21 protein-coding genes, 2 pseudogenes and 1 riboswitch are annotated in these 26,418 nt (G+C 67.3%); of the genes and pseudogenes, 10 read left to right on the top strand and 13 right to left on the bottom strand.

Annotation, left to right across the window (positions count from 1 at the left end; genetic code table 11):
• Positions 1–86: 86 nt before the first annotated feature.
• Positions 87–1,430 (bottom strand): annotated as a pseudogene (locus TFC3_RS37190) (transposase); the annotation flags it as partial.
• 275 nt (positions 1,431–1,705) lie between these two features.
• On the opposite strand from TFC3_RS37190, the gene TFC3_RS20085 reads away from it, so the two are divergent.
• Both TFC3_RS20085 and TFC3_RS20080 read left to right on the top strand, forming a co-directional pair.
• On the top strand, positions 1,706–3,109 hold the full coding sequence (locus tag TFC3_RS20085; protein WP_067502168.1) for a hypothetical protein: 1,404 nt from the start codon (positions 1,706–1,708) through the stop codon (positions 3,107–3,109).
• Between the two features lie 53 nt (positions 3,110–3,162).
• Positions 3,163–5,184 carry an AAA domain-containing protein gene (locus tag TFC3_RS20080; RefSeq protein ID WP_067502167.1) on the top strand — a complete coding sequence of 674 codons (2,022 nt, stop codon included), beginning with the start codon at positions 3,163–3,165 and terminating at the stop codon, positions 5,182–5,184.
• Here TFC3_RS20080 and TFC3_RS20075 read toward each other — a convergent pair.
• Positions 5,137–6,135 (bottom strand): IS481 family transposase, encoded by a 999-nt coding sequence (locus TFC3_RS20075; protein ID WP_067502164.1) that lies wholly within the window; start codon positions 6,133–6,135, stop codon positions 5,137–5,139. The two genes, TFC3_RS20080 and TFC3_RS20075, sit on opposite strands and share 48 nt — an antisense overlap.
• 261 nt (positions 6,136–6,396) lie before the next feature.
• Between TFC3_RS20075 and TFC3_RS20070 the strand changes: the two genes are divergently transcribed.
• From TFC3_RS20070 to TFC3_RS20045, 6 genes are all read left to right on the top strand, one after another.
• Positions 6,397–8,133 (top strand): AAA domain-containing protein, encoded by a 1,737-nt coding sequence (locus TFC3_RS20070; protein WP_161952642.1) that lies wholly within the window; start codon positions 6,397–6,399, stop codon positions 8,131–8,133.
• Entirely contained in the window at positions 8,130–9,305 is a 1,176-nt protein-coding gene (locus tag TFC3_RS20065) for a hypothetical protein (RefSeq protein ID WP_067502158.1), read from the top strand. Before TFC3_RS20070 ends, TFC3_RS20065 begins: the two co-directional genes overlap by 4 nt.
• Positions 9,298–10,791 carry a phosphatidylserine/phosphatidylglycerophosphate/cardiolipin synthase family protein gene (locus TFC3_RS20060; protein ID WP_067502155.1) on the top strand — a complete coding sequence of 498 codons (1,494 nt, stop codon included), beginning with the start codon at positions 9,298–9,300 and terminating at the stop codon, positions 10,789–10,791. Before TFC3_RS20065 ends, TFC3_RS20060 begins: the two co-directional genes overlap by 8 nt.
• 438 nt (positions 10,792–11,229) lie before the next feature.
• A complete protein-coding gene (locus TFC3_RS20055) occupies positions 11,230–12,192 on the top strand; it encodes a tyrosine-type recombinase/integrase (RefSeq protein ID WP_067502152.1) in 963 nt (320 codons plus the stop codon).
• 199 nt (positions 12,193–12,391) lie between these two features.
• Positions 12,392–13,375, top strand: coding sequence for a tyrosine-type recombinase/integrase (locus tag TFC3_RS20050; RefSeq protein WP_236718223.1), 984 nt, complete (start codon positions 12,392–12,394; stop codon positions 13,373–13,375).
• Between the two features lie 401 nt (positions 13,376–13,776).
• A complete protein-coding gene (locus TFC3_RS20045; protein WP_201787192.1) occupies positions 13,777–14,853 on the top strand; it encodes a hypothetical protein in 1,077 nt (358 codons plus the stop codon).
• A 348-nt stretch (positions 14,854–15,201) separates the two neighbouring features.
• On the opposite strand, the gene TFC3_RS20040 is transcribed toward TFC3_RS20045, so the two are convergent.
• Genes TFC3_RS20040 through TFC3_RS20025 form a run of 4 tightly spaced genes read right to left on the bottom strand, consistent with a single transcriptional unit; the run spans position 15,202 to position 18,687 of the window.
• Entirely contained in the window at positions 15,202–15,900 is a 699-nt protein-coding gene (locus TFC3_RS20040) for a (2Fe-2S) ferredoxin domain-containing protein (RefSeq protein WP_067502146.1), read from the bottom strand.
• On the bottom strand, positions 15,897–16,655 hold the full coding sequence (locus TFC3_RS20035; protein ID WP_067502143.1) for an ABC transporter ATP-binding protein: 759 nt from the start codon (positions 16,653–16,655) through the stop codon (positions 15,897–15,899). Before TFC3_RS20035 ends, TFC3_RS20040 begins: the two co-directional genes overlap by 4 nt.
• Positions 16,655–17,686, bottom strand: a complete 1,032-nt coding sequence (locus TFC3_RS20030) for an iron ABC transporter permease (protein ID WP_236718222.1) — start codon at positions 17,684–17,686, stop codon at positions 16,655–16,657. Before TFC3_RS20030 ends, TFC3_RS20035 begins: the two co-directional genes overlap by 1 nt.
• Before the next feature lie 26 nt (positions 17,687–17,712).
• Complete coding sequence (locus tag TFC3_RS20025; protein ID WP_067502141.1) at positions 17,713–18,687, bottom strand: ABC transporter substrate-binding protein; 975 nt, start codon at positions 18,685–18,687, stop codon at positions 17,713–17,715.
• A gap of 32 nt (positions 18,688–18,719) precedes the next feature.
• A riboswitch (cobalamin riboswitch) is annotated at positions 18,720–18,903 on the bottom strand.
• Positions 18,904–19,157: 254 nt separating this feature from the next.
• Here TFC3_RS20025 and TFC3_RS20020 point away from each other — a divergent pair.
• Entirely contained in the window at positions 19,158–19,706 is a 549-nt protein-coding gene (locus TFC3_RS20020; RefSeq protein ID WP_067502137.1) for a GNAT family N-acetyltransferase, read from the top strand.
• On the opposite strand, the gene TFC3_RS20015 is transcribed toward TFC3_RS20020, so the two are convergent.
• From TFC3_RS20015 to alaS, 7 genes and pseudogenes are all read right to left on the bottom strand, one after another.
• A complete protein-coding gene (locus tag TFC3_RS20015; RefSeq protein WP_067502134.1) occupies positions 19,687–19,944 on the bottom strand; it encodes a superoxide dismutase in 258 nt (85 codons plus the stop codon). The two genes, TFC3_RS20020 and TFC3_RS20015, sit on opposite strands and share 20 nt — an antisense overlap.
• 2 nt (positions 19,945–19,946) lie before the next feature.
• Positions 19,947–20,576, bottom strand: coding sequence for a superoxide dismutase (locus tag TFC3_RS20010; RefSeq protein ID WP_067502133.1), 630 nt, complete (start codon positions 20,574–20,576; stop codon positions 19,947–19,949).
• Between the two features lie 67 nt (positions 20,577–20,643).
• Positions 20,644–21,096: a MarR family winged helix-turn-helix transcriptional regulator gene (locus TFC3_RS20005; RefSeq protein WP_067502130.1), complete on the bottom strand. Its 453-nt coding sequence runs from the start codon at positions 21,094–21,096 to the stop codon at positions 20,644–20,646.
• A gap of 5 nt (positions 21,097–21,101) precedes the next feature.
• Positions 21,102–21,802 (bottom strand): annotated as a pseudogene (gene ureG, locus TFC3_RS20000) (urease accessory protein UreG).
• Complete coding sequence (gene tsaD / locus TFC3_RS19995) at positions 21,799–22,830, bottom strand: tRNA (adenosine(37)-N6)-threonylcarbamoyltransferase complex transferase subunit TsaD (protein WP_067502127.1); 1,032 nt, start codon at positions 22,828–22,830, stop codon at positions 21,799–21,801. The pseudogene ureG and the gene tsaD overlap by 4 nt, the downstream one beginning before the upstream one ends.
• 1 nt (position 22,831) lies before the next feature.
• Positions 22,832–23,089 (bottom strand): hypothetical protein, encoded by a 258-nt coding sequence (locus tag TFC3_RS19990; RefSeq protein WP_067502123.1) that lies wholly within the window; start codon positions 23,087–23,089, stop codon positions 22,832–22,834.
• Complete coding sequence (gene alaS, locus TFC3_RS19985) at positions 23,086–25,731, bottom strand: alanine--tRNA ligase (RefSeq protein WP_067502120.1); 2,646 nt, start codon at positions 25,729–25,731, stop codon at positions 23,086–23,088. The genes TFC3_RS19990 and alaS overlap by 4 nt, the downstream gene beginning before the upstream one ends.
• A gap of 43 nt (positions 25,732–25,774) precedes the next feature.
• Between alaS and def the strand changes: the two genes are divergently transcribed.
• Positions 25,775–26,332: a peptide deformylase gene (gene def, locus TFC3_RS19980; protein ID WP_236718221.1), complete on the top strand. Its 558-nt coding sequence runs from the start codon at positions 25,775–25,777 to the stop codon at positions 26,330–26,332.
• Positions 26,333–26,418: the final 86 nt, after the last annotated feature.

The following is a 26,418-nucleotide window of genomic DNA, read 5'->3' as shown; positions in this document are numbered from 1 at the left end:
CGGCCTACCGACCGGCTGGGGGAGCAGCGCGAAGAGTCCTCTTCAGTCGTCCATCCCGGTGGGAACGTCATTCTGCGCGACAATACCGGTGACCTCAGATGGTGGACCTCGGGCAACTCAAGGAGCGTGGGTAGTGGCCGGCCGGTGCCGAACCGTTCCGGGTCCGCGGCGAGGGTCTCCTCTCGTCCGGCGCGGACCAGGTGGTGGCGGCCGTGGTGGACGTCGGCGGGGGTGTGCAGGCCGATCTCGGAGTGCCGGTGAGCATGGTTGTACCAGGTTACGAACTCAGCCATGAAGGCCGGGCGTCAGCGAGGGACGCGAAGCGGTCCGGGAAGACCGGCGCGTACTTCAGCGTCTTGAACCAGGCCGCGGAGTACGGGTTGTCGTTTGAGATTTTCGGCCGGGAGTGCGAGCGGGTGACCTGAAGGTCTTTGAGCAGGTCAGCGACCGATTTCGAAGCCATCGAGGCGACCTGGTCGGCTTGGACCATGTTTGAGACGCCGTTGGCGCCGAACACCTCGCGCATCATGTTCTCGGCGAGCGGGCCTGATTCGCGGGCGTGCACCGGTCCGCCGACGATGTACCGGGAGTGGATGTCGATCATGACGTACGCTTCGAAGTAGCCGCCCTTGACCGGTCCGGCGAGTTTGTGATGTCAGAGCTATAGACCTACCCTGGGGCGTCGGCGACCAGTTCGAGGCGTGTCCGGGTTGCCGGGCCTGCCAGCGACGTTCGCGGACCTGCTCGTGCTCGCGCAGCAGCCGGTACATGGTGGCGATCGAGCCCTCGTAGACGCCCCTGTTTCAGCAGCGCCGCGTGGACCTGCGTCGGCGCCGCCTCGACGAACTCCGCGCCGTTCAACACGTGCAGAACGTGCTTACGCTCGAGGCCCGACAACGCGTTCGCCGGTGGGCGTCGCGCCGGACGGGCTGGTGTCGGGCGTCGCCGGTCGCGATCGGCGCTGGACCGGGCGATCCCGTTCAGCCGTTTCGCCTGCCGTGTCGTGATCTTCACGCTGGTCAGCTCATGAAGGCAGGCCATCAGGGCTTGCCGGGCCCGAACACGTCCGGATCGTCCGGCTCGCTCCCGGAGATGCCCTCCAAGAGCTCTCGCGATTTTCCCATGATCGTCAACGCGATCTCCGTGCGCGCCAGCTTCGCGTGCACCAGCTGCAGTTCGCGTCGCAGTCGGGCGATCTCGGCCTGCTCCGCGCTGGGCCGCCCGACGGTCTCGCCAGTGGGTTTGCCCAGCAACAGCCCGGCGTCACGAGCCCGGCGCCACTCGGTCATCAACGACGAGTACAAGCCCTCCCGCCGCAAGAACGCCCCGCTCTCGCCGGCCCCCACGGCCTGCTCGTAGCGGGTCAGCAGGTCCAGCTTCTGCCCCGGCGTGAAGTTCGGGCGGGCCGGCGGACCGCCCGAACGCGCCCCTTCTTACGACTCATGACCCCATCCTGGGCCACGACCATGTCAGCAGCAGCAGTCGACGCTCTCGATCCTGAACTCGCCCTGTCCGGCGGACTTGCTATGAACCGCTGGCCTCAACTCACCCTGGCCCACAGGGGGTGAGTCGGCTTGCGTCAGCTCAGATCATCCAGCCATGCATGGGGGGTAGGGAGGGGCGCCGGGAGATGCGGCGCGCACAAATACCGCGCCGTCGATAGAATGTCTTTCCTATGGGGAGCTTGGATGAGAAGCACTCTCGCATGCGGCGGATCTTCCGCGGCGAGGAGGAGTATGGCGAGGGCACGGCGGCCGAGCAGGCCCAGTCCTTCCGGCTGGCCGAGATCTACGATGAAGCAGTCGAAGTCGCACGAGCCAACTCCACGGACGTCGAGCGGCCAGCAGTCGATCTGCTGATCAGCCTTTCTGGGTTCTCCCCGGAGACGACGCTCCTCGCCTTCGCGCTGACCCGGCCGGCGAGGATCTTGATCATCACGTCGGAGGGCACCAAGAAGACGATCGACGCGATCTGGGAAAAGCTCGCTGGCAAGATTAAGTTTTCCGAGATCCGGCATGTAACCTGCGATCCCGTCGATCCGACCAGCATTTATGACATCGTGCTGAAAGAGGTCCGCTCCCTGCTGGCTGCTGGGCGGCCGCCACGGGTGATCATCGACATCACCGGTGGGAAGAAGGCGATGAGCGCTGGTGCGGCGCTGGCCGCTTCCCAGTTGGACCTTCCGATGTGCTACATCGACAGCACCTTTGACCCCGAGATCCGCCAGGCCCTTCCCGGCAGCGAACGGCTGTGTGTGCTACCGAATCCGACGGCACTGTTCGGGGACAAGGACCTGACCGCCGCGATGGCCATGTTCGGCAGCGGCGTGTATTCCGGCGCGCATGCGCTGTTCGAGAAGCTGAGCGATTCGATCGCCGAGCCGACCCGGGTGCGGTTCCTCCGCGACTTCGCCGCCCTGTACGAGGCCTGGTGCAACCTCGACGTCGACGGTTTGCCGGATCTGATTGTTCGCGTTCGGGATCACTTGCGTGAGAACCGGATGGCGCTCGCTGTCCCCGTCGCGCGAAGGATTACGAACCAACTGGAGTTCGCGGAGGCGCTCGCGGGCCGGGACGGGCCGACGATGCTGCTCAACTTCTTCCTTCTGGGCGAACACTATCGGGCCCAGGGCCGTCATGACTTCGCCGCGCTTCTCTACTACCGAAGCATCGAGAAGGCGTTCGAGGAACGGCTTTCCAGTGAGTTCGGGCTCGACCCGGTCGAGCCCGACTACGCCAAGCTGGGTGACGTGGACGACTTGGCGGCCCGGTATGCCGTGTTGACCACCGAGGTGTATGGGGAACCGACGCACACCCTGCCACGCAAGATCGCACTGATGGACGCGATGCTCCTGCTGTATCTCAAGGACGACGCGGTGTTGAAGCGGATCGGTTGGACGACGCTGTCCGCTATCAACAGCATGCGTGGTGTCGTCGACACCCGTAACCGGTCGGTTCTCGCCCATGGCACCGCATCGGTGTCAATGGATCAGAGTGTTCAGCTCAGCGGACGGGCCCGTGCCTTGATGCGGTGCTTTTGGCAAATCCACGCACCAGACCAGAACATCACCGAGCGTATCGAGACGCTACGGTTCGTCAGCGAGATTTGATGGCACCGCCCCTACTCGAGCCTGGTCAACCGAACACCGGTCACCCGCCGCCCATGCGGATCGCGGAGATCCTGCTGTCCACGCAACAGAAGTTTGCCTTACCGGATGGCACCACGCTGGACCAAGTGCGAGACGACATGGTCGGCGGAATCTGGATCGTCCGATACCGTTCATCGGGACAACAGGGTCCTCAAACCTATCGGCTCGGCGGCTCCCGATTCGAGGCCCGGGTTCGGCGTCGTAAAGGTCAGTCGGCGGGAGCCTGGCTGGCCGAGGTGACGGCCATCGAGGTGACGTCCTCGATGCCTCGCCGGTATGACCGCATCGTGCCGGCCGTCGTCTCCTTTGAGCCGAACTATCGCGAGCTGGCCTTCGACATGGAGGACCTGCTCAGGCAGCTGGAACAGTGGCGTCAGATTCACGAGGGCCGCGTCGGAGCGCCCGCTTCCGAACAGCTCAAACGCGCGGTCCACCTGGAGTACGGCCGACTGAAGCGGCTCTTGGAGATCGTTGAGCAGCGTCCGGAAGCCGCCGAGCAAACCGTCTCGGGCATCGTTCTCTCCGTTGAGGAGGGCATCGACGGAGCGGGCACGGTGGTCGTCGATGTCAAGCCCGCCACGGACCTGGCCGACTTCGACCGCCGACGGGTGACGATCACCGCCCCAAGCGGCGTCACGGTGAACACCAGCGTCCAACGAGTCCGCGCCGGGCGACTCGCGGTCCGGCAAACCGGTCACTGGTCGCCCAAGCGCGGGACCGAAGTGATCGTCAATCTCGTCAAACCGTTCGGGATGCGCCAGAACGCACTGGCGCTCAAAAGCTTTCTCAATGGCGAGGTGGAGGGTTCTTGGGACGATCTGGCCCGCCTGATGTGCCAGCCCCAGAGCCTGACTGCCCATGAGTCAATCGCGTTGCCCCAGCGGTTCTTCTGCGACGACAGCGACAGCAGCGTGCCTCTGAACGATGAGCAGCGGCGAGCTGTCGCCGGTGCGGTCTCGACCCCGCACGCGTTTCTGGTGCAGGGTCCGCCGGGAACAGGCAAGACCGAGGTCATCTGTGAGATCGTCAGACAGTTGACGGCACGGGGCGAGCGGGTGCTGCTTCTGGCGCCGACTCATGTCGCTGTCGACGAGGTTCTGGGCAGGATCGGGCACAAGCCCGGCGTCCGGCCGCTACGCATCACCTGGGACGACGACCGGGTGCACGAGTCTGTCCGTGACTACCTCGAGCCCAATGTCGGAGCTGGTCTCACGGGCCTCGTCGTCCGACCCGAGAAGGGCGCCCGCGACCCACAGTGGGCCGAAAGCTTGGCTCAGGTTGAGGTGCGCATCCAGGACGCCCGGCGAGCGATCTCCGCCATCGCGGACAAACGCCGTCAGGCGACTGCCTTGGCCCACACGCGGGTCGCGCTCGCGGCGGCCGCCGAACGCCTCGAACTCAGCCGAGTCAGGGCCGATCAGGAGTTTGCCACCCTGAATGGGGCGACGGAGTCGGCGACAGCTCGCGTCGATGCTGCCGCCAGCACGCTGAGCCGAGCCGTCCGCATCCACGATGCCTTGATCGCGACGGCTCGTCCGATACTCGAGCCGCTGCCCCCGCTCGCGCGGAGCTGGCAGGCGGCGATGCGGGTAGCCGCGACCGCCGCGAGCGCTCTCGACGCCGCGAACACCGAACTCAACAGGACAACAGGGCAACTGAACCACGATGTGGCAGAGGCGAAAAATGCCGTAACACGGGCCGACCTGGACAACCGCGCTGTGATGGCGCGGCTGGAGGGCGCCCTGACGGAGTTGCGGCGGGCGCAGCTGGACTTGGACAACGCGGTCTCCCATCAGAACCAGCTCGGGCGGATGCTGACGGCAATGAATGTCGGTCGCGTCACTGCCGCCCGCCGCAGGGCGGACGAGGCAGAGTCAGCGGTCGCCTACTGGCGAAACCGGTCACGCTCAGCTATAGATTGGCAGCGCAGGGTCGAAGGTCACTTGGTTGCTGTCGAGGCCTCCCGCACCAACGATGTCGTGGCCGCACTAGATGTGCTGTCCGGGGACGTTGGTCAATCGGGTGATGGGTGGTAGGCCGCCGGTGGCGGTGTGGGGCCGGTGGTGGTTGTAATGGTGCAGGAAGGCGGGTAGGGCTTTCCTGCGGGCCTGTTCGCTGTTGTAGAAGCGGGCGTAGGCCCAGCCGTCGTTGAGGGTGCGGTGGAAGCGTTCGACCTTGCCGTTGGTCTGGGGCCGGTAGGGCCGGGTCTTTTTCGGCCGGATACCGAGTTCGGTGCAGGCGTCGCGCCAGGCGTAGGACTTATATGCCGATCCGTTGTCCGACAACACGCGTTCGACGGTGACGCCGCGCTGGGCGAACCAAGCGACGGCGTTGCGTAGTACGCCGATCGCGGTGGCGGCTTTCTCATCGGTGTGGATTTCGGCGTAGGCGACGCGGGAGTGGTCGTCGATGACGGTGTGCACGAACGCGGTACCCACCTGAGGTGTGTAGATCTTGCTGCGGGCTCCGGTGCGTCGGGCGGTCGCTTCCCGGTTGCGGCGGCCTTGGAGGGGGCCGAGGTAGCGCCAGCCGCCGCCGTCGGGGATGTTGCCGTATTTGGTGACGTCCACGTGCAGCATCGCGCCGGGCCGGTCGTGTTCGTAACGGCGGATCGGTTCGCCGGTAACGCGGTCTATGTGGGAGAGCCGGTTGAGTCGGCAGCGGGTCAGCACCGCATGAACAGTGGACGCCGGCATGCCGAGACGGCCCCCGATCTGGACCGGGCCGAGTCGCTGTTTCCACCGTAGATGCACGATCTTGCGCACCGTGGGACGTGGCGTGCGGGCCGGGCTGTGGTGCGGCCGTGACGAGCGGTCCTGCATGCCCTCAGCACCCTGCTCGCGGTAGCGGTCCGCCCAGCGTTTCGCGGTCCGCCAGGACACGTCGTAGCGTTCCGCCGCTCGTGCGGGTGACCAGCCCTGTTCCACGACCAGACGCGCCAGCCGCAATCGGGCACGCGGGGTCAACGCGGCATTAGCGTGGGACATGAAGGCCTCCTGCTAGCGGAAGTGGTTCCTCGACAGCTCCACTCCACAGCCGGAGGCCTTCACCCGTTCACGACATCAGACCTTGATCGTCAGATCGTGTCGTCACACAATCTCGACCAACCTCCCTGGACAGCACAACTAGAACGTGCCGGCAACGCTCGGCAGCAGATGGATGCGGCTGTGCGGCAGAGCACCTTGCGGTGGATCCGGCTCGCGGAGGCCGTCGGCGACGCTCAGCCTGCTATGACAGAGGTTACTGACATGAACGAGAGGCGGAGAGTCGCTGCGTTCCTGGCCGGAACGGTTCCGGATCTCCTCGCAGGGAGGCCGCCAGCAGGCGCGGACCATGGCAAGCTGACCGCGCTGAGATCGGTCGCTCAGATCGCCGGGCAGTTGTCACAGGCTGTGGCGGACCTCATTGCGGCACGGCAGGAACAGCGGTCCGCCCTGGAAGACCAGGCCTGGTGTCGGCGGGAACTGGAGCTGGGCAGAGATCGCACCGCAAGCTCGGTTGACGCCGCTGAGCAGGATTTCACCGAAGCTCAAAGCCGCTACGATGCCGCAGCCGAACGAGTCGCGAAGATCAGCCAGATCCTTGCCGGGCAGTCCGAGAACCCGGCGGACCATAGCCGGAACATTGAGCAACTCGAGCGCCGCCTGCACGTGCTACGACGGCTTCCGGCACTGCACCAACGATGGTGCGAGTTGACCAGCGGCCAGTCCGACGACCTGCTCGTGGGCGACATCCGAGAGTCGCTGGTTCGGGCCGCGAACCTCGTGTGTGCCACCACCAAAGGGATCGTCGGGCGAGGCAGCAAGGTCGTTCGGTACGCCGACTACGACACCCTTATCGTCGATGAGGCGAGCCGGGTGACCGAGAGCGAGTTCCTGATCGGCGCCACACGGGCGCGACGATGGATTCTCGTAGGTGACGAACACCAATTGCCCCCGCACGTCGACCAGCGCGACGAGCATTTCCTGCACGCGCTGACCGCCCTGCACCGCTTCCACCGCGGCGCCGGTGAGAGCCTCGAAGCATCCGTGCTATACCTGGCACAGGTCTGGGCCGAGGACGAGGAGCTCCACAAGTTCCGTGCTGAAAGTGTGCTGGCAGTTGCGGAGGAGTTGAGTTCCAGCGGTCTGTGGGCCGCGAGCTTCCGGGACCCTTTCGACTCGGCGTACCGTCGCGTCCAGTCATCCGGCAACCGAAACGATCCGGACCGGCAGGTGCTCACGGCCATGCTGCGCCACCTCGTGCAAAGCCTGTTCCAGCGGGTGGCGCCCCAGGTTCCCGCCGGGCTGCGGCAAGAACTCGTCTGGCAGCGGCGCATGATTGAGCCATTGGCCCGGATCGTTGCCGAACCTGTCTATAGAGGGCGATACCGTACACCGCCTCCCGCCGATCTCGCTGCTATCGGGCTGACTCCGTTGGTGCTCGCCGAGACGCTGACGAGACCGGTGACATTCGTCGACACCAGCTACTTCCGGGACTCTGGTGACACGCCGCAGGATCACGGCTTCGTCAACGAACGAGAGCAGTACTTCGTAGAACGCGTCTGCCGCCTCTACAACGAAGATCTCGGGCGAAGTGGCTCCAAGCCCGTCACTGTCAGCGTTCTGGCGTTCTACCGGGCTCAGGCACAACAACTGTCGCGTCGGCTACGCGGCCTGGACCTGCCACATCTGCAGTGGGAGGTCATCGATGTGATCGACCGTATTCAGGGCCAGCAGAGTGACCTCGTCATCATCAGTTTCACCAGGGCGCACACCAGGCGAATCGGCCCAGGGTATGGCCAGTGGCTGCAAGACATCCGGCGCCTCAACGTCGCCTTTACCCGGGCGCGTCGCGCCCTTGTGTTCGTCGGCCATGGTCCTACCCTCAGCGCGCTTGGTGCTCCCTCCGCCGGCGCAGAACCCGGTCCTGCGCGGATCTTTTACGAGAACCTCTTCCGGCTCGTCGACCAGGACGACGACTTCATGCGAGTTCGCCGGTTATGACGGTCCGCTTCGAGTTCCAGGCCGCACGGCAGACCGACACCAAGGCGACCGTCGTCGTGCAAGAATCGCTCATTGGCCTTGACGTTTGGCCGGATGTGCCGATGATCAGCAGGTTCGAGGAGGATTTGACCGCAATCGACCGGCTGATCCTCGAGGCGGCGATAGCCCTGGATCCCGTCCACGCTGCCGACATCGAGGAGATCACCGGCATTCCAGCCGAAGCCGTGGACGGCATCATCAGCAGACTCGGGAGCCTTGGCCTGCTTCAGGCCGACGGATACGGCGCGGTCGCGACGGGCTACGCCCAGCCCGCACTGGACCAGGCCGCCGCGGTGAGACTGCGCCAGACTCAAGTCACGCTGCTGTACCTCGCGGACACTGACGAGATCGTGGCACTTTCCCCTAATGAGGGTCAGCGGGCACCGCGCCTGCACAATGCGAAATCGGCCGGCTTCGTCGACGTCCCTCGTGGCATCGGTCTGACCAGTCAACACAATCTCATCACCGAGCGAATTGCTAGACGAGCAATCCGCGGGCTTTCGAAGGACATCGTGAGTCCGGTAGCTACCGAGACACTGATTGCCGACGTGTGTAAGCAGTTCCGCTGCAGCGGATATGTGCGGGTCAGCGCCGACGGCACGTCCCGCGCCTACCTGAAAATCGAGATAGGTCCCTCGAAACGCCTCAACCTGCAGATCCCGTTCGCGAACCAGCTGGCCAGCCGATGGAAGGACCTCGCTCAGCAAGCGGACTCGGCAGCCGACGCATGGGGACCCGTGGTGGCGACGAGAACGGGCGGGAGTTGGCGCTACGAGCTGGGCCAGGAGGCAGCCGCTTCGGCCGCTGCGGGCAGGATCCGGCTGGGCCACCCCGGTGGTTTGCTGATCCACGGTGAACGTGACGTCGTCTACGTCGATGTCGAGTTCGTTCCGGGCGACGAGCATGCTTCACGAATCTTCGCGCTCCAGCATGCCGTGGGCGAAGTGTCGGCCAGATCGGTCGCCAACATCGATTCCGGGCACCTGGCAGCCATCACGGCGGCCAGTAGGGAACGGTACGGCCTGCCGCCGGACGATCTGACCGTGGCCGACGTACGTAGCGCGCTGTGGACCGGACAGCACTACCAGCACGTCTACGCCCTGCGCCGAAAGGAGGACTTCCCCGGTGAATGAGTTTCCGGCAGGCAACCTGGGCCAGGTCATCGACCTGGGAAAGCGGACTGTGGAAGGCGCCTTCTTCCTCAGGCGCCAGGACGGACCGCCCACCCGTAGCCCCTTCATCCCCCGCGATACCGAATCGCAGGACGGCGTGCGGCACTGTCTCACCTACGACGGTGGAGGGTCGAACATCCGCGAGGAACTGGTGCGCCTGATCGACTCGGCGACCCGGCGAGTGTTCGTTGCCACCCTTTTCCTCGGTGACGAGCAGGTCCGACAGGCCCTCGAACGGGCGGCCGACCGGCTTCAAGGCGGCGTCTATGTCGTCTCGGCGCTCGACGACCGCGGGCTGAGCAAGGCTATCAACGACGCATCTGACACCATGGACGTCGACACCCAGACCGAGTTCCGCAACTTCCACCGGTTGACGACCAGAGGTATCTACGTCCGCGGCTACCCGGGGCTCCACGCGAAGTTCGCCGTCGTGGACGATGCTCGTGCACTGGTCTCCAGCGCCAATCTGGTCACTCGCTCATTCACCTGCGTCGGCGAGAACGGCGTGGTGCTGGATGGAATCGACGAGGTCGCCGTGCTGGCCTGGGTCTTCCGGCGCCTGTGGCGGCAAAGTCCCTGGGACATGCCGCCAGCACCGTCGTACCACTCCGTAAACGATCGCAGCCCGGCAGACGACGCCCTGGACGAGGGCCCCGAATCCGGCCGCCTGCTGTGGACCTGGCAGGACCAGTATCGCATTCTCGACGATATCCGACAGACGATCGACCAGGCCGAGCATGAAGTGATCCTGGGCACTTTCAGTATCGGCAATATGACCTTCGACATGCCGAAGGCACCCGCCCGACCCGAGATCCTCTACGAGCCTGTGTGCCGCGCCATCGAACGAGGTGTGCGGGTGCGAATGCTGCTGCGTGGCCGCAACCACGTTGAATCGTCACGAGCCGAGGCAGCCGCATTCCAGGCGGCCGGAGCGGAAATCTACGCCGACACGCTTACGCACGCCAAAGGATGCCTCGCGGATTGCCGCATCGGTTCCCTCTTCTCTGCCAACTTCATGACCACGATGGGCCTGACCGGCGGCATGGAGCTTGGTATGCGCCTCGACGGTACGGGCGCACTTGGCGAGGCCTGGCGTTACTTCGAGCATTACATGGCAGAGGCCGACCTGGAATTCGCCGTAAATCCGCTGGCCGGCGTCACCGCCGACCGACTATTGGCCGACTCGATGAGACGATGGCCCCTCCCGAGCCACGGATTCGTGACTTGCAACGATCAGACGTGGACTCAGCTCGCTACCCACACGGGTCCTGCCTTATGGGAGCAGGACGGCGACCATCACCTGGTTTTCAGTGGGGCCCGCTGCTATCGACTCATCGGTGAGGGGGCTCGGTGGCGTATGGAGCCAGCTAACCGCCCCGGCAGGATATCGGAACATTCGTCAACTGATCGAAGGCTGGATCTCGCCTCGGCGCGGCAAGAGATCTGATGACACCATCAGCCGTGGCATCTTCGCTCCCGTACTCCACCGAGCTGAGCCCTAATATGCCAAGTATGCGGGAGCAGGGATTATGTCAGCTGACTCTCGGAATGGTGCGCGCGTCGGATGACAGTCACCGCACTTGATTGGCCGTGGTCACGCGCCTGGTCACGGCATTGATCAACTCCTCCAGGATTGGCTGAAATCGGGCGGCATGGCCGTGCCGTTCTGTCCGCCTCTGCGTATATAAAAGCATGTGCTGATACTGCTTAATCGAATTGTAATGCGACTGGGGGTCAAGGGGTCGCAGGTTCAAATCCTGTCAGCCCGACAGCGTAGGGGTTTCCGCAGGTCACAGACTTGTGGAAGCCCCTTTTTCGTGTCTGACGACGTCACCGGGATCGAGCACGCCGCTTGTAGACCCCTTGACTCGGCAGGTGACGAGAGATGCCCCTACTGAAGCTCGACCGACTGTGCGAAGGCCTGGAGAAGGGCGACTGGGCCGGCTTCCGGCGTGACTGGGACCGCGCCCTACGGGCCGGCAATCACCCGGAGACGACGCGCTACAACTACCTTCTGGCCGCCGCCCAGTTGGCGAAGTATTTGGCCGAGGAATCGCCGGATACAGACGCTGACGATGCCGCGCAGGACCCGACCGTGGTGACCAAGGCGCACATCGAATCGTTCCAGGCGTGGATGATCGAGACGCGTTCACCGTCGACGGCTTTGAACAAGCACAAGTCGTTGCAGCAGTTCTTCAAGTACCTCCTCGAGGAAGAGGAGATCGACCGGTCACCGATGGAGCGGGTAAAGCAGCCGCAGACCCCGCAGAAACTCATGCCGATCATGGGTGACGACGACACAAAGAAACTGCTCGACGGCACCAAGGGCAAGACCTTCATGTCGCTGCGCGACGAGGCGCTGATCCGGCTCTACTACAACACCGGCGCCCGCCTGTCGGAGATCGGCAATCTGCTACTGACCGATCTGGACATGAACACCGAGTCGGTCCACCTGCACGGCAAAGGCGCGAAGGACCGTCGGGTGCGGTTCGGCCCGAAGACGTCGCGGGCGATCGCCCGTTATCTGCGGGCGCGGGCGAAGCGGAAAGGTGCCGCCGACGTGCCGCAGCTGTGGATGGCTGAGAAGGGCGCGAAGCCGTTGTCGCCGAACGGGATCAAGTTGATGCTCAAGCGCCGTGGTGCTGCTGCTGGCGTGACGAATACGCACGCGCATCGGTGGCGGCACAACTTCGCCCACGAATGGCACAAGGGCGGCGGGAACACCGGCGACCTGATGCTGCTGCTCGGTTGGGCGTCGGAGGACATGCCGCGCCGCTACGGCGCGAGTGCGGCGGCGGAGCGGGCGCAGGAGCTGCAGGTGCAGATGGGCATCGGCGAGCGGATCTGATCGGCTCACCGGCTGCGGCGGCAAGTAGGGTCAGCGCCGCAGCCGGGACCGGCCCGGGGGAGTGGTGGGGGAGGAGACAAGGAAGGACAGCCGCAGACAGCTTTCGCCCGTCGCGCCGCAGCTCGGATGATCGAACGAGCGCCGCACGTACGGGCTCGCGGTGCGATACGTGCCCTTGTACGTAGTCAAGGGATGCACGGTGCCCGCCCGACGAAGCGTCTGCGAGGTGGATGTGCTCGATCTGCAGAAGGTCTGCCACGATCTACCGCCCGCCTGGTTCGACTACCTGCGCGATTGGGACCGGATGCTGCGCTCGGGGAACTATCCCGAAACCACCCGCTACAGCTATCTCCTGGCCGGCGCCCAGCTGAGCCGGTTCCTCGTCGAGAACGCCGAGCAGCTGGGTGCCCAGGACGCGGCGGAAGATCCGCCCGAGGTGGAGCGGGGGCACATCGAGGAGTTCCAAGCTTGGATGGTGCGGACCCGCTCGGCGTCGACGGCGTTGAACAAGCACAAGGGGTTGCAGCAGTTCTTTCGGTGGTTGACCGAGGAAGAGGACTTGGAGCGTTCGCCGCTGGATCGGGTCCGGCAGCCGAAGACCGCCCAGACGCTGATTCCGATCTTGGGCGACGACGACACCGCTAAGATCCTGGCCACCTGCAAGGGCAAGGACTACCTGTCGCTGCGCGACGAGGCCATCATCCGGCTGTTCTACAACACTGGTGCCCGGTTGTCGGAAGTCGCTGGTCTGCAGCTGGACGATGTGGACCTCAACAGCGACTCGCTGTTGTTCCACGGCAAGGGCATGAAGGACCGCCGCGTACGGTTCGGCCCGAAGACCGGCCATGCTCTGACCAAGTTCCTACGCGCGCGCAGCCGCCGCAAGGCAGCCTCGTCTACAGCGATGTGGCTGCCGGCTCGAGGTGCGGTGCCGCTGTCGAGCAACGGCATCAAGCTCATGCTCCGACGGCGCGGAGTTCTGGCCGGGGTGGACAACGTCCATGCGCATCGCTGGCGGCACAACTTCGCCCACGAGTGGAAACTCGCCGGCGGTGACACCGGCGATCTGATGCTGGTGCTGGGTTGGTCCTCGGACGACATGCCCCGCCGCTACGGCGCGTCAGCAGCAGCCGAGCGAGCCCAAGCGACCCACGCGCGGCTGCGAATCGGCGAACGGGTCTGAACGGGGGGAGACAACTCATGGCGTTGACCGCGTAGCAGCGATCGAGGCGGGCGCGGATAGCCGCGCACGCCTCGTGGGCGAACACGGCAGATCGGCAAGGGCGGACGGCGTCGGCGACGGCGTCGTTCCTGGCCCGGTTCGAGAAGCAGGTTGATCCGCTTGGTGTGCTGGAGCCGGAGGTTCGGAAGACGATGGCACAGCACGCGCGGCGCGCGTACATGCTGCAACTGGCGGAGCGTTGGGCGAAGGCGCGAGCACGGGCCGCAGGTGGTGACGGCTGATGTCCCCGTTCGAGGTACCAGCTCGGCTGCGGTACGCGGGGCGCGCGAGGATCGAAGCGGCACCGTGGTTCGAGATCGGCAAGGCGACATGACTCGCGTCTACTTGAGAAGGAGACCATCGTGACCAATTACGCCGTCGACGAGGACACCGGAACGCTGCTGCGCATCTGGCCGACGGGACGAGGGCAGCGTGCGGCGGTGGTGGGCAGTTTGCCCACCACGGCCGCGGTGGAGGACCGGTTACGGCTCGCCGCAGCTCTCACGTCTTTGTCCGAAGCGCTGTGGCGCTGCTACACCCATCCCAGCCTCGCGACCGACGACCGTGACGGCAACGGTGAGGGCTGGCGGCGCGAGCAGAGCCGGGAGGCTTTCTCGCAGCTGATCGGCTTCATCAAGGAGCCGAACCTGCCCGGCGAAGACGGCGCCATGATCGAGAGCTACGACCCCGTCGAAGAATGGTCTCATCGCGTCGGCCGGGCAGTCCGCGCCGTCGACGACGCGCAGTTGCTCGAGGCGGTCAGCGCGGACGTCGCCGCGGAGATTGAAGCGGTCGATTCCGCCGAACGCGGTGACTTGGGTGGTCGAGCCCAGCAGGCGGTGGTGTTGAGCCGCACCGATGTGAGCCCGATCCAGGTCGCCGCCGCCGATGGCATTCTGGCGCTGGATCCGTTGGATCGCGAGCGGCTGTTCCTCGACGTCGACCCGACGGCGGCGTCGGTGGCGGCGGCGCATTGGCTCAAGGCGGCCGCCGATGTCGTCGCCGAAATGTCCGGCATGCCGGCTAACCAAGTGTTGTACGCCGCCGATGACATCGAGGCGTTACCGGTCGAGACGCCGAGCGAAGTCCTGGACCTGTTCGACTTCAGTAACACCTCCTACCGCGTAGTAGTGGAAATGGTCCGCGGGGCGATGGATGTGGGTGAGGGGGTTCTGGCTGACCTTGGTGCCTTCCTCGTCGCGCATGACACCGGAGACGACAACGACGATGCCGACGACGAGGCGACGCCAGTACGGCTGACCCCGCTGGACCCGCGACGGCCCGCGGTGGACTTGCTCGAGGATCTGCTCACCGGCATCCGCGCCTGCCGTCTGGTTTACGAGGAGTACGCCGCGGCCGGAGACGCGGCATCGACCGACGCGCAATTCTGTGCGGCGGTTCGTGAGGAAGCGAGGAAGAACTACACCCGTCTGATATGAGGACGAGCTCGGCAGCACGGCGGCACGTGTTCCTCGCGTACTCTTACGCGAGGCACATGGTGCCGTCTCTGCCTTGCGTCCCCGCCGCCGCCGTCACACTGGCAGTGTGGGGGTCAGGGGAGTGGTTGCGCTCGACTTTAAGGGCCCATCGCTTCCCGCGGGAGGAATTTCTGGTCAGTGCCATTTATTTTATACCGGGTGAGTAAAGGGGTCGCTTTCCGAATGATGGATCCCTTTACTGCGTTCATTCCTAGGACGCTTTAGGTGATGCTCTCTGCACAGAGGGCCGCCAACGCGAGGTTTCTGTCTACCCATCCGTCCGGGCAGGATGGCCACTTCCTAACCAGGTCAGTGCTCGCGTGTGCGCTTGTCGTCGACCGGTTGGTCGCTGCGGAGATGTTCGTCGGCGATGCGCGTTGCCAAAGCGGTGTCGACGTGTTCGTACCAGGTGTCGTCGGGGTGGACAACGACGAGCGGGCCGAGGTTGCAGGGGAACAGGCAGCCGGTGTTGGTGACCAAGATGTCGTCGTCGCCGAGCTTGTGGTGGGCCAGGCGCTCGCTGAGAGTGACGGCGACGTCGTTGGCGCCGTAGGCAGTACAGCGGGGACCGCGGCAGACCAGGACGTGCTTTCGATGGCGGGTGATCTGGTTCCAGGCGGGGCTGCGGAACGGGCCAGGGTTGCCGGAGAGCTCGGTGTATTCGCCCGCGATTGCCTCGGTGACCGCGGTGACCAGGGCGAGCTGGGCGGCCAGCGGTGCCGTGGTGGTGATGCGCAGCGGCCGGTCCCGGGTGGTGCGCCAGTGGGCGACAGCGCGCCGGACCCAGGTGTCGAGGTAGCGGTCGGGTGGCAGATGGACGGCCACGAGCAGCGCCTCGTCATCCTCGGGAAGGGCGTCGAGTGCGGCGTGCAGGGACGGCTCGGCACCGTCGAGGAAGCACGCCCGTACCGGTAGTCCGGTGGCCTCGGCGGTGGCGGCGGCCAAGCGGTGGATCGCGTCCTGGCCGCCGTGGTGGGTCACCGAGCGGGAGACCAGCAGGATCGTCATGACGGTGGCCGGTAGGTGATGACGGGACGGCCGTCGTGGACGGTGACTTTTGCCTGGACGCCGTAGACGTCGGCCAGCAGGGCCGGGGTGAAGACGTCGAAGGGCGGGCCGGTGGCGACGATGCGGCCGTGGTGCAGGACGGCGATGTGGTCGCAGAACATGGCGGCCAGGTTGAGGTCGTGCAGGGCGGCCAGGGTGGTCAGGCCGGAGCGGCGTACGAGGGAAAGCAGTTGAAGTTGGTGGCCGATGTCGAGGTGGTTGGTCGGCTCATCGAGCAGCAGCAGTTCCGGCTCCTGGGCCAGCGCGCGGGCGAGCTGCACGCGTTGACGTTCGCCGCCGGACAGGGTCTGCCATTTGCGAGCGGCGAAGCCTTCGAGGTCGACGCGGGCCAGGGCGTCGGTGGCCACGTCAATGTCGGCGGCGTTGTCGGACCAGCGGGATCGGCGGTGCGGGGTGCCGCCGAGCAGCACGATGTCGAGGGCGGTGAGGTCGAGGTCGGTTTCGGCGTGCTGGGCGAGTAGCGCCATGCGGCGGGCAATGACGGGCCGGGACAGGGCGGCGAGGTTGTCGCCGCCGATGGTCACGGATCCCTCGGCGGGGCGGATGAGTCCGGCGGCCACGCGCAGCAGGGTGGTTTTGCCGGAGCCATTCGGACCGAGCAGGCCGACCAGGCTGCCGCGGGGCACGGTGCAGGTGATGTGGTCGAGGATGCGGGCGGCGGGGACGGACCAGGAGATGTCGGTGACCTTCAGCATCAGCCGCGGACCTCCCGGCGGCGCAGGAGCAGGATGAAGGCGGGTACGCCGATCAGGGCGGTCAGGACCCCGGCGGGTAGTTCGCGGGGCTCGAAGACGGCGCGGGCGGCGGTGTCGACCCAGATCATGAAGATGGCGCCGGCCAGGACGGCCAGGGGAAGCAGGCGGCGGTGGTCGGGTCCGGTGAAGATGCGGACGGCGTGGGGCAGGATCAGGCCGACGAACCCGATCGCGCCGCTGACAGCGACGATCACCGCGGTCAGCAGGGCGGTGGTGACCAACAGCAGCCATCGGACCCGGGCGACATCGATGCCGAGAGTAGCCGCGGCTTCCTCACCGAACGCGAAGGCGTTGAGCGCGCGGGCATGCCACAGGATGACGGCCAGGGCGACGACGAGGACCAGGGTGGCCCAGGCCAGGGCGGTCCAGTCGGCCCGGGCCAGGGAGCCGGAGAGCCAGAAGGTGATCGACTGGGTGGCGTGCGGGTCGGCCACCCAGATGATCACGAAGGAGGTCAGGGCCGCGCAGAGCTGCCCGATCGCGATCCCGGCCAGCACGACTCGGGTCGGGCGCAGTACGGCCCGGCCGGAGATGGCCAGCACGAGACCGAACGCAGCCAGGGCGCCGGCGAACGCGCCGCCGCTGAGGGCGGCGACGCCGCTGCCCAGGCCGAGGACGATGACGGCGACCGCGCCCAGCGACGCTCCGGAGGAGACGCCGAGCAGGTACGGGTCCGCGAGGGGGTTGCGGGTGACGGTCTGCATGACCGCGCCCGCGGCGGCCAGCCCGGCCCCGACGACGGCGGCGCCCAGCACCCGGGGCAGGCGCAGTTGCCAGACGATGTGGTCGCGCAGCAGCGGCACGTCCGAGTCGGCGAGGCCGAGGTGACCGGCGATGACGGACCAGACAGTCCGCAGGGACAGGTCGGCCGGTCCGATGGTGACCGCCACGCCGATCGACAGCAGCAGCCCGGCGGCCAGGACAACCGCGGCGGTGATGATGCCGGCCGTGCGCCGCGGCGAGGTGGCCACGGCGGACGGCCGGCTGGTGAGCGTGGTCAGCTGACGGCCTTGGCGAGTGCTTCGACGGCGAGCACGTTGCGCACCCCGGCCGAAGTGGACGAGAACGGGATAACCACGTACTTCTGGTTCTTCACCGCGGGCAGGTCCTTGAGCGTGGCGTGCTTGGCCAGGAACGCCTTCTTGGCCGCAGCCGGGTCCCAGCTCGCGTCGACGAGGATGATCGTGTCGGGGTTGCGGTCAGTGACGGCTTCCCAGCTGGAGTCGGCCCAGCTGCCGTCGAGGTCGGCGAAGACATTGGTGGCCCCGGCCTCGTTCATGATCATGGCTGGGTCGCCGCAGCAGGCGCCGACGCTGGGGGCGTCGTTGCCGCCGTCCCACCACAACACCTTGGTGTTCTTCGCGCCGGCCTTGGCCCGGGTAATGCGGGCCTGCTGGTCGGCGATCAGCTTCTCGGCCCGGTCCGGTACGCCGAAGACGGCGGCGATCTCACGGATCTCGCCGAACACGTCGGTCATGGCCAGCTTGGCCGGGCGGGTCTCCTTGGGACAGCCGGCGGGGGAGATGTAGGTGCCGATGCCGAGTTTCTGCCACTCGCTGCGGTCGCCGACACCCTCGTCGCTGAAGGCGCTGTTGAAGGAGGCGTACACGAAGTCGGGCTCGGTTTCGAGCAGCTTCTCCTTGGACGGGTATTCCTTGGCCAGCACCGGCACCTTGGCGTACGCGTCGGCGTAGTCGGGCAGGACCTGGTCGTCGAGGTAGGCCGTGCCGATCATCTGGTCCTGCAGGCCGAGCGCGAGCATGATCTCGGTGGCCGACTGGTTCATCGTCACCGCCTTGGCCGGTGGCGCGGCGATGGTGACCGGTGTGCCGCAGTTGGTCAGCGCAACCGGCCCGGCGGCGGACGCCGACGCTGTGGCGGACAGGCGGTCTTCGTCGGCGCCGCAGCCGGCGACCAGCATGAGCAGGACAGTTATCGGCGCGGCAACGCGCCAGGACACAGGGAACCGCATGAGCGGGACCACCTTCCAGCACCTCGTGGACGGAGTCGATCTGGTGCCGTGGCCGGTCTCCTGGCTGACGGGTGGTGCGCCGGCGGCCGGCCTTCCCAGGCGTAGTGCCCAGTGACCTCGCGAAGCGACGAGGGCCGACGGCTGTCCCGTTCACAGTGGCGAGGGCCGCGCCGGTTTCCCACCGGCTTCCCGAGCACCACGGCGGCCTCACCCTAACCGGGGGCGCACGGCCGCGTCATCATGAGCTTCGCCTCTGCCGGACGGTGCGCAAGCCGAGCGGTCGCCGCGGACGGGTGCATGCGCGGTTGGCGTCGGGAGAAGGAAAGGCGAGCGCCCCGGCGGCGTGGATCATCGCGGTGCCGGGGCGCTGCTGCGGAAGCTTTGGGTCACGGCCACGCAAGCCATCGCTTCTCTTCCGCCATATTCTCGTACTTGCAAAATTATGGCAACAAGCCAGGGGGAGGTGGGCGTTGATTTTCGACATCGCTGCGGTGAACGGCGAGCAACTGCTCGGGCTTCAGGAGCGGCTGCACCCGATCTACCGGCAGTGTTTCGCTGGGCCGCCCTGGAACGAGTCACTCGACGAGCTCGACGGCTACCCGGCGCGTCTGGCCCGGCAGGCCGCATACCCCGGCGCGTACGGTTTGGTGGCGTCTATTGGCGGCGTCGTTGCCGGTGCGGTCTACGGGTGGCCCGCTCCGGCCGTGCTGCCGTCGTCGAACGCCTTCGATTTGGCGGTGCGGGCTGCGGCCCCGGCCGAGGTGGCGAGATTGCTGGTTGCTCCGGCCGTGGTGGTGGCGGAGCTGACGGTGACGCCGGCTCACCGGCGCCGGGGGCTGGCTCGCAGCCTGCTGCGGCGGTTCGGTGCGGGCGCTCCTCGAGGTTGGCTGGCCGCCCATCCGCGAGCCGATGCGGTCCGGTTCTACGAGGCCGAAGGCTGGAAACGCCAGTTCACCTATGAGGTCGACGGACGGCCGTTGGTGCTCTATACGGCGGAGTTCACGCCGGCGGTGGGCTGAGCGCGGCGGCGGCGATGTGCAGGCTCAGTTCCTGCACCAGCTCGTCCATGCTCTGGTCGGTCTGGGCGCGCAGAATACTCAAGACAAGCTGGGCCAGCAGCTCGAACGCGCGGGCGCGGGCCTGCTCGTCGGGGAAGGCGGCCAGCAGTTGCTGCGCGCCGGCGAGGTCACCGCGGTGTTTGGCCGCGATGACCCCGGCGGCACGTTGCGCGCCGGCGAACGCGTCGGCGGCGTCCATCGTCAGGGTGCGACGATGATCGGGTTGCCTGCGGCCCGGGCGGCGTCGAAGCGCTTGGTGACGTCGGCCCAGTTGACCAAGTTCCACAGGCGGTCGACGTAGTCGGGGCGGACGTTCTTGTACTGCAGGTAGTAGGCGTGCTCCCAGGCGTCGAAGACCAGGATCGGCGTGGAGCCCTGCCCGACGTTGCCGTGGTGGTCGTAGACCTGCTCGACGATCAGGCGCTGCGACAGCGGCTCCCAGGCGAGGATGCCCCAACCCGAACCCTGAACGCCCTTGGTGGCGGTGGACAGCTGCGCGGAGAACGCGTCGAACGAGCCGAGGTGCTCGTCGATGGCCGCGGCGAGGTCGCCCTCGGGCCGGTCGGCGCTGCTGCCGGGCCGCAGGTTGTTCCAGAAGATCGAGTGCAGCACGTGCCCGGACAGGTTGAACGCGAGCGTCTTCTCCAGGCCGACCAGGGCGTGGTAGTCGCCCTTGTCGCGGGCCTCGGCGAGCTGGTCGAGGGTGTCGTTGCTGCCCTTGACGTACGCGGCGTGGTGCTTGCTGTGGTGCAGCTCGAGGATCTGCCCGGACATCGCCGGCTCGAGTGCGCCGTAGTCGTAGGGCATGTCGGGAAGCGTGTAGATGGCCATGACCATCCTTCCATCTGCCGGATTGTGGCTGTTGCCAATATCTTGCAACATGAAGCGGGGTGGAGGTCTAGTAAGGGCTACCTTGCCCATCAGTGTTGGTGGGTTCGGCGGCCAGTGCGGTCAGGACGAGGCGCGCGGCGGTCATCTGTGCATCGCCGAACCGTTCGGTGAGGAGTTGCTGCAGTTCAGCATCGAGGCGCCGATCGAGCTGGCCGGCGGCACGCCCGGCCGCGGTCAGTTGCATGACGCGGTGCCGGATGTCGCCCTGAGGGCCGATCCGGCGCAGGTAGCCGCGTGCTTCCAAGGCTCCAGCGCGCTGAGCGATGTCCTGTTCGGTGACGTGCAGGGTCGTGGCGAGGGCACCGATCGTGGTGTCCCGCTCGGCCAGGTGGTGCAGCTGGACGATGACTTCCCGGCGGATGCCGGGATACCCGGCTCGGCTCAACTGTTGCTGCCGGTACAGCTCGCAGGCGGCCTCGGCATCGCGGCAGGCCGCGACGAGCAACATGTCGTCGCTCATGACGCTCAGCGCGGAAAGCGCCGCAGATGGCTGCGGATCCAATCGGCGACGGCGGTGGCGCCGGTGTCCTCGGCCAGGGACTGGAAGATGGTGGGTAGGTCGCCGCGGCGGGCGCGGGCGTCGCGGTCCATGACCGTCAGGTCGGCGCCGACGTGCGGGGCGAGGTCGGTCTTGTTGATGACAGCAGGTCGGCGGTGGTGACGCCGGGGCCGCCCTTGCGGGGGACTTTGTCGCCGCCGGCCACGTCGACGACGAAGATCTGCAGATCGATGAGGCCCTTGCTGAAGGTGGCGGTGAGGTTGTCGCCGCCGCTTTCGATGAGGATCAGGTCGAGCGGGCCGAGGCTGTCTTCGAGTTCCTCGGTGGCATCGAGGTTGGCGGAGATGTCGTCGCGGATGGCGGTGTGCGGGCAGCAGCCGGTCTCCACGGCCCGGACCCGTTCGGCGGGCAGGACACCGTTGCGCAGCAGGAAGTCGGCGTCCTCGGTGGTGTAGATGTCGTTGGTCACCACCGCCAGGCGCAGATCGTCGGCGAGGGTGCGGCAAAGCGCGGCGACCAGGGCGGTCTTGCCCGAGCCGACGGGTCCGCCGATGCCGACTCGCAGGGCCCGGCCGCCTGAGGTCAGCGGCTGGTGCGGGTCGACGTCGGGATGCGGGTGGGTGTGCGGCGGCTCGTCGGGGCCGTGGGTGTGGACGTCGGTGGTCATGGGGTGCTCCTTGAGGGGCGTACGAGGGCTTGGGTGAGGGTCAGGGTGGGTTGCATGGCCAGGTCGAGTGGGCTGGGTGGTAGCCCGGCGCGGGCGATGAGGTCTCCGACGGCGGCGATCATGGCGCCGTTGTCGGTGCACAGCCGGGGTGTGGGCACGCGCAGTTCGATCCCGGCCTGCGCGCAGCGCCGGGCGGTCAGCGCGCGGACGCGGCTGTTCGCGGCGACCCCGCCGACCATCAGCAGCGTGCCGGCGTGGTGTTCGCGGCAGGCGCCGACGGCTTTGCGGGACAGGGTGTCGGCGACGGCTTCCTGGAACGACGCGGCGACGTCGGCGACCGGGACCGGACCGTGGTGGCGTTCGACCCAGCGGGCCACCGCGGTTTTCAGGCCGGAGAAGGAGAACGTGTACGTGCCGGGCAGCGGACGCGGGAACGCGATCGCGTCGGGGTTGCCGTCGCGGGCGGCCCGATCGATGGCCGGCCCGCCGGGATAGGGCAGGCCGAGCAGCCGGGCGACCTTGTCGAAGGCTTCCCCGGCGGCGTCGTCGACGGTGTCGCCGAGATGCACGATCGGGTCGCGGGCGAGGTCGCCGAGCAGCAGCAGTGACGTGTGCCCGCCGGAGACGATCAAGGCGATACACCGGTCGGGCAGGGGCCCGTGTTCGAGGGTGTCGACGGCGGCGTGCCCCGCGAGATGGTGCACGCCGTAGAGCGGGACACCCAGGCTCAGCGCGTACGCCTTCCCGGCGGCCAGCCCGACCTGCACGGCCGAGGCCAGACCGGGCCCGGCGGTGACCGCGACGGCCTCCACCTCAGCGAGGGCGACGCCGGCGTTGTCCAGAGCGTGCCGCACCATCGGCTGCAGCGCTTCGAGGTGGGCGCGGGCGGCGATCTCCGGGACGACGCCGCCGAAGCGGGCATGCTCGTCCATGCTGGACGCGAGCGCATCGCCGAGCAACACCCCGTCGCGCACGAGCCCGACACCTGTCTCGTCACAGGACGTCTCGATCCCCAGCACCAAAGGCATGTCAGGCCTGCCCGGCGGACAGGGCGGCAATGCGCAGGGACAGCTCACCGGTGACGGTCTGCACGTCGCGGCCGGTGTGATCGCTGACGATGGCCAGGGCGAGTTCGGTGAGCAGCAGGAACGCGTGGGCGCGGTCCGCGTCGTCGCGGACCGCGCCGGTGAGCGCCTGCGCGCCGGCGAGATCGCCGCGGCGACGGGCCGCGACGATCCCGAGAGCATGTTGCATCCCGGTCAGCAGAATCGCCGGGTCCGCCGTCATGCCGCGGCGGTCAATTCACGCAACCGGGCCAGCACTTGCGCCGGGTCACCGGTCGCCTTGCCCTGCGCGAACGCGGCGTTCCCGCCGCCCCGCCCAGCCAGCAGCAGCTTGATCAGATCTGCAGCAGACAGGCCACGTTCCACGGCGGAGGGCGTGGTGGCCACGACCGCGCTAGCCCCGGCCACAACCCCGATGACGCCGGGGCGGTTCCCGAGCCGGCCGGCGATCTTCTCGGCCAGCCGCCGCCCGTCACCAGCCGTAGTGACCCCGACGTAGGCGATACCGCCGAGGTCGACCGCGTTAGCGGCGTACTCGTCGACGTCGAGGTCGAGGATCCGGTCGCGCAGATCGCTGGCCTCGCGTTCGACCTGCTTCATCCGGGCCAGCAGGGCGGTAATTCGGTCGGGTAGTTCCTCCGGGCGGGCCTTGAGCTGGGCGGCGAGCCGGCCGACCAGGTCGCGTTCGCGGGCCAGATACCGGAACGCCTCGATGCCGGTGACCGCCTCGACCCGGCGCTGCCCGGCCCCGACCGATGCCTCGCTGGTGATCGCGAGGGATCCGATCTGCGCGGACCGGTCGACGTGGGTGCCGCCGCACAGCTCCCGCGACCAGTCACCCCCGATCTCGACCACCCGTACCGTCTCGTCGTAGGTCTCCCCGAACAGGGCGATGGCGCCTTCGTGCCGGGCCTGCTCGAGTGGCAGGTAACGCACACCGACCGGCAGGTCACGGCGGATGGCCAGGTTGGCGACCTCCTCGACCTCGCTGCGGGTCGTCTCTGACAGGCCACCGCGCCAGGCGAAGTCCAACCGCAGATAGCCGGGCCGGTTGTACGAGCCGGACTGCAGCGCGGTCGGCCCGAGGACCTGCCGCAGCGCCGCGAGCACGACATGCGTCCCGGAATGGGCTTGGCGGGCGCCGGTGCGCCATTCCGGGTCCACGGCGGCGTGCACGCTGTCGCCGGTCGCGAGAGTGCCGTCGAGGATGCGGACGGTGTGCGCGATCAGTCCTTTGACCGGGCGTTGCACGTCGATGATCTCGGCGTGCAGGTTCGCTGCGGTGAGCATGCCGGCGTCGGAGTCCTGGCCGCCGCTCTCGGCGTAGAACGGGCTGCGATCCAGCGCGACCGAGACGATGTCACCGGCCCGGGCGCTGCCGACCGCCGCGCCGCCGGCCCAGATCGCGACGACCCGGGAGTCGGTCTCCAGGGTTTCGTAGGCCACCCAGTCGGTCGGGCCGTGCGCGTCCAGCACCGCCCGGTACGCGGACAGGTCGGCGTGGCCGGTCTTGCGTGCCTTCCCGTCGGCCTTGGCCCGGGCCCGTTGCTCGGCCATCAGTGCCCGGAACCCGTCGGCGTCGACCTGCAGGCCTTGCTCGGCGGCGATCTCCAGGGTCAGGTCGATCGGGAGGCCGTACGTGTCGTGCAACTGGAACGCCTTGTCGCCGGGTAGCACCGTACGGCCGGCGCCCTTGGTTTCGGCGATGGCGGTGTCCAGGATGGTGGTGCCGGCCCGCAGCGTCGACAGGAACGTCTCCTCCTCCGCGTACGCGATGGTGGAGATCCGGTCGAACTCGCTCGCCAGCTCGGGATACGACGGGGCCATGCAGTCGCGGGCGACCGGCAGCAGCTCCGGCAAGGCGCGGCCGTGCCAGCCGAGCAGTCGCATGGCCCGGATGGCGCGGCGCATGATCCGGCGCAGCACGTAGCCGCGGCCCTCGTTGCCCGGGGTGACGCCGTCCCCGATCAACATCAGCGCGGTGCGTACGTGGTCGGCGATCACCCGCAGCCGTACGTCGTCGGGGTGGCTTTCGGAGGCGGCGTGCCCGGAGTGCACGCCGTATTGCTTGCCGGTCAGGTCGGCGGCCATGGCCAGGATGGGGCGGACCTCGTCGATCTCGTACAGGTTGTCGACGCCCTGCAGGATCGACGCCATCCGTTCCAGGCCCATGCCGGTGTCGATGTTCTTGCTCGGCAGCTCACCGACGATCCGGAACTCCTCCTTGGAGGCCACGTCGGCGATCTCGTACTGCATGAAGACCAGATTCCAGAACTCCAGGAAACGATCCTCGTCGACCTCCGGGCCACCGTCGGCGCCGTAGGCAGTGCCGCGGTCGTAGTACAGCTCGGAGCACGGACCGGCCGGGCCGGGGATGCCCATCGACCAGAAGTTGTCCTTCTTCCCGCGCCGCACTATTCGCTCGGCCGGCACGCCGGTCTTGAGCCACAGCTCGTACGCCTCGTCGTCGTCCAAGTAGACCGTCGCCCAGATCCGCTCGGGGGCGAGCCCGAATCCGCCGTCGCTGATCGGCTTGGTGGACAGCTCCCAGGCCAGAGGTATGGCGCCTTCCTTGAAGTAGTCGCCGAAGGAGAAGTTGCCGTTCATCTGGAAAAACGTGCCGTGCCGGGAGGTCTTGCCGACCTCGTCGATGTCCGGGGTGCGGATGCACTTCTGCACCGAGGTCGCCGTCGCGTAGGGCGGGGTGCGCTGACCGAGGAAGTACGGCACGAACTGCACCATGCCGGCGTTGATGAACAGCAGGTTCGGATCCGCGATCGCGGGCAGCGGTGCGGACGGCACCACGGTGTGCCCGGTGTTCGCGAAGTGCGCCAGGAAGCGCCGTCTGATCTCCGCCGTCTGCATCCGCCACCCCTTATCGCCATAACTTTGCAACTACATATTATGGGTGACTGTGCAGACCCGTTCCGGTACCCCACGACCGATCACCCGCTACGGCAACCCGGTGCTGCATCGCCGCTGCGCCGAGGTGACCGTTTTCGACGACGACCTCGCGCAGCTTGTGGCGGACATGTTCGCCAGCATGGCCGCCGCCCGTGGCGTCGGCCTGGCCGCGAATCAGATCGGCGTCGACGCCCGGTTGTTCGTGGTCGACTGCCCCGACGCCACCGGCACCCATGTGGTCGCGCACGTCGTCAACCCGGTCCTGCACCTGCCGGAGAACCGTGAGCTGGACGACGACACCGAGGGCTGCCTGTCGGTGCCCGGCCCGCACGCGAGCGTGCCGCGACCGGCCACCGCATACGTCACCGGCGTCGACGTGACCGGCCGCCCGGTCCGCATCGACGGCACCGGGCTGCTCGCCCGCTGCCTGCAGCACGAGACCGATCACCTGGACGGGCTGCTCTACGTCGACCGGCTCCCGGCCCGGCAGCGCAAGAAACTCCTCGCCGAGAGCGCCGAGCACCCGGGGGTAGGGGCCGGCACCCCGAACGACGCGAGTTAGTCGTTTGCGGCGGGGGCCCGGGTCGCCGCCCAGCGCTGCTCGATGCGACCGAACCGCCACACCGCGAGCGCGACCACCCAGGCCAG

The organism is Actinoplanes sp. TFC3 (assembly GCF_001553785.1).
In the GTDB taxonomy this organism is placed as follows: Bacteria; Actinomycetota; Actinomycetes; order Mycobacteriales; family Micromonosporaceae; genus Actinoplanes.
The sequence above is the reverse complement of the archived record's forward strand: the minus strand, read 5'-3'. Positions and strand labels throughout refer to the sequence as shown.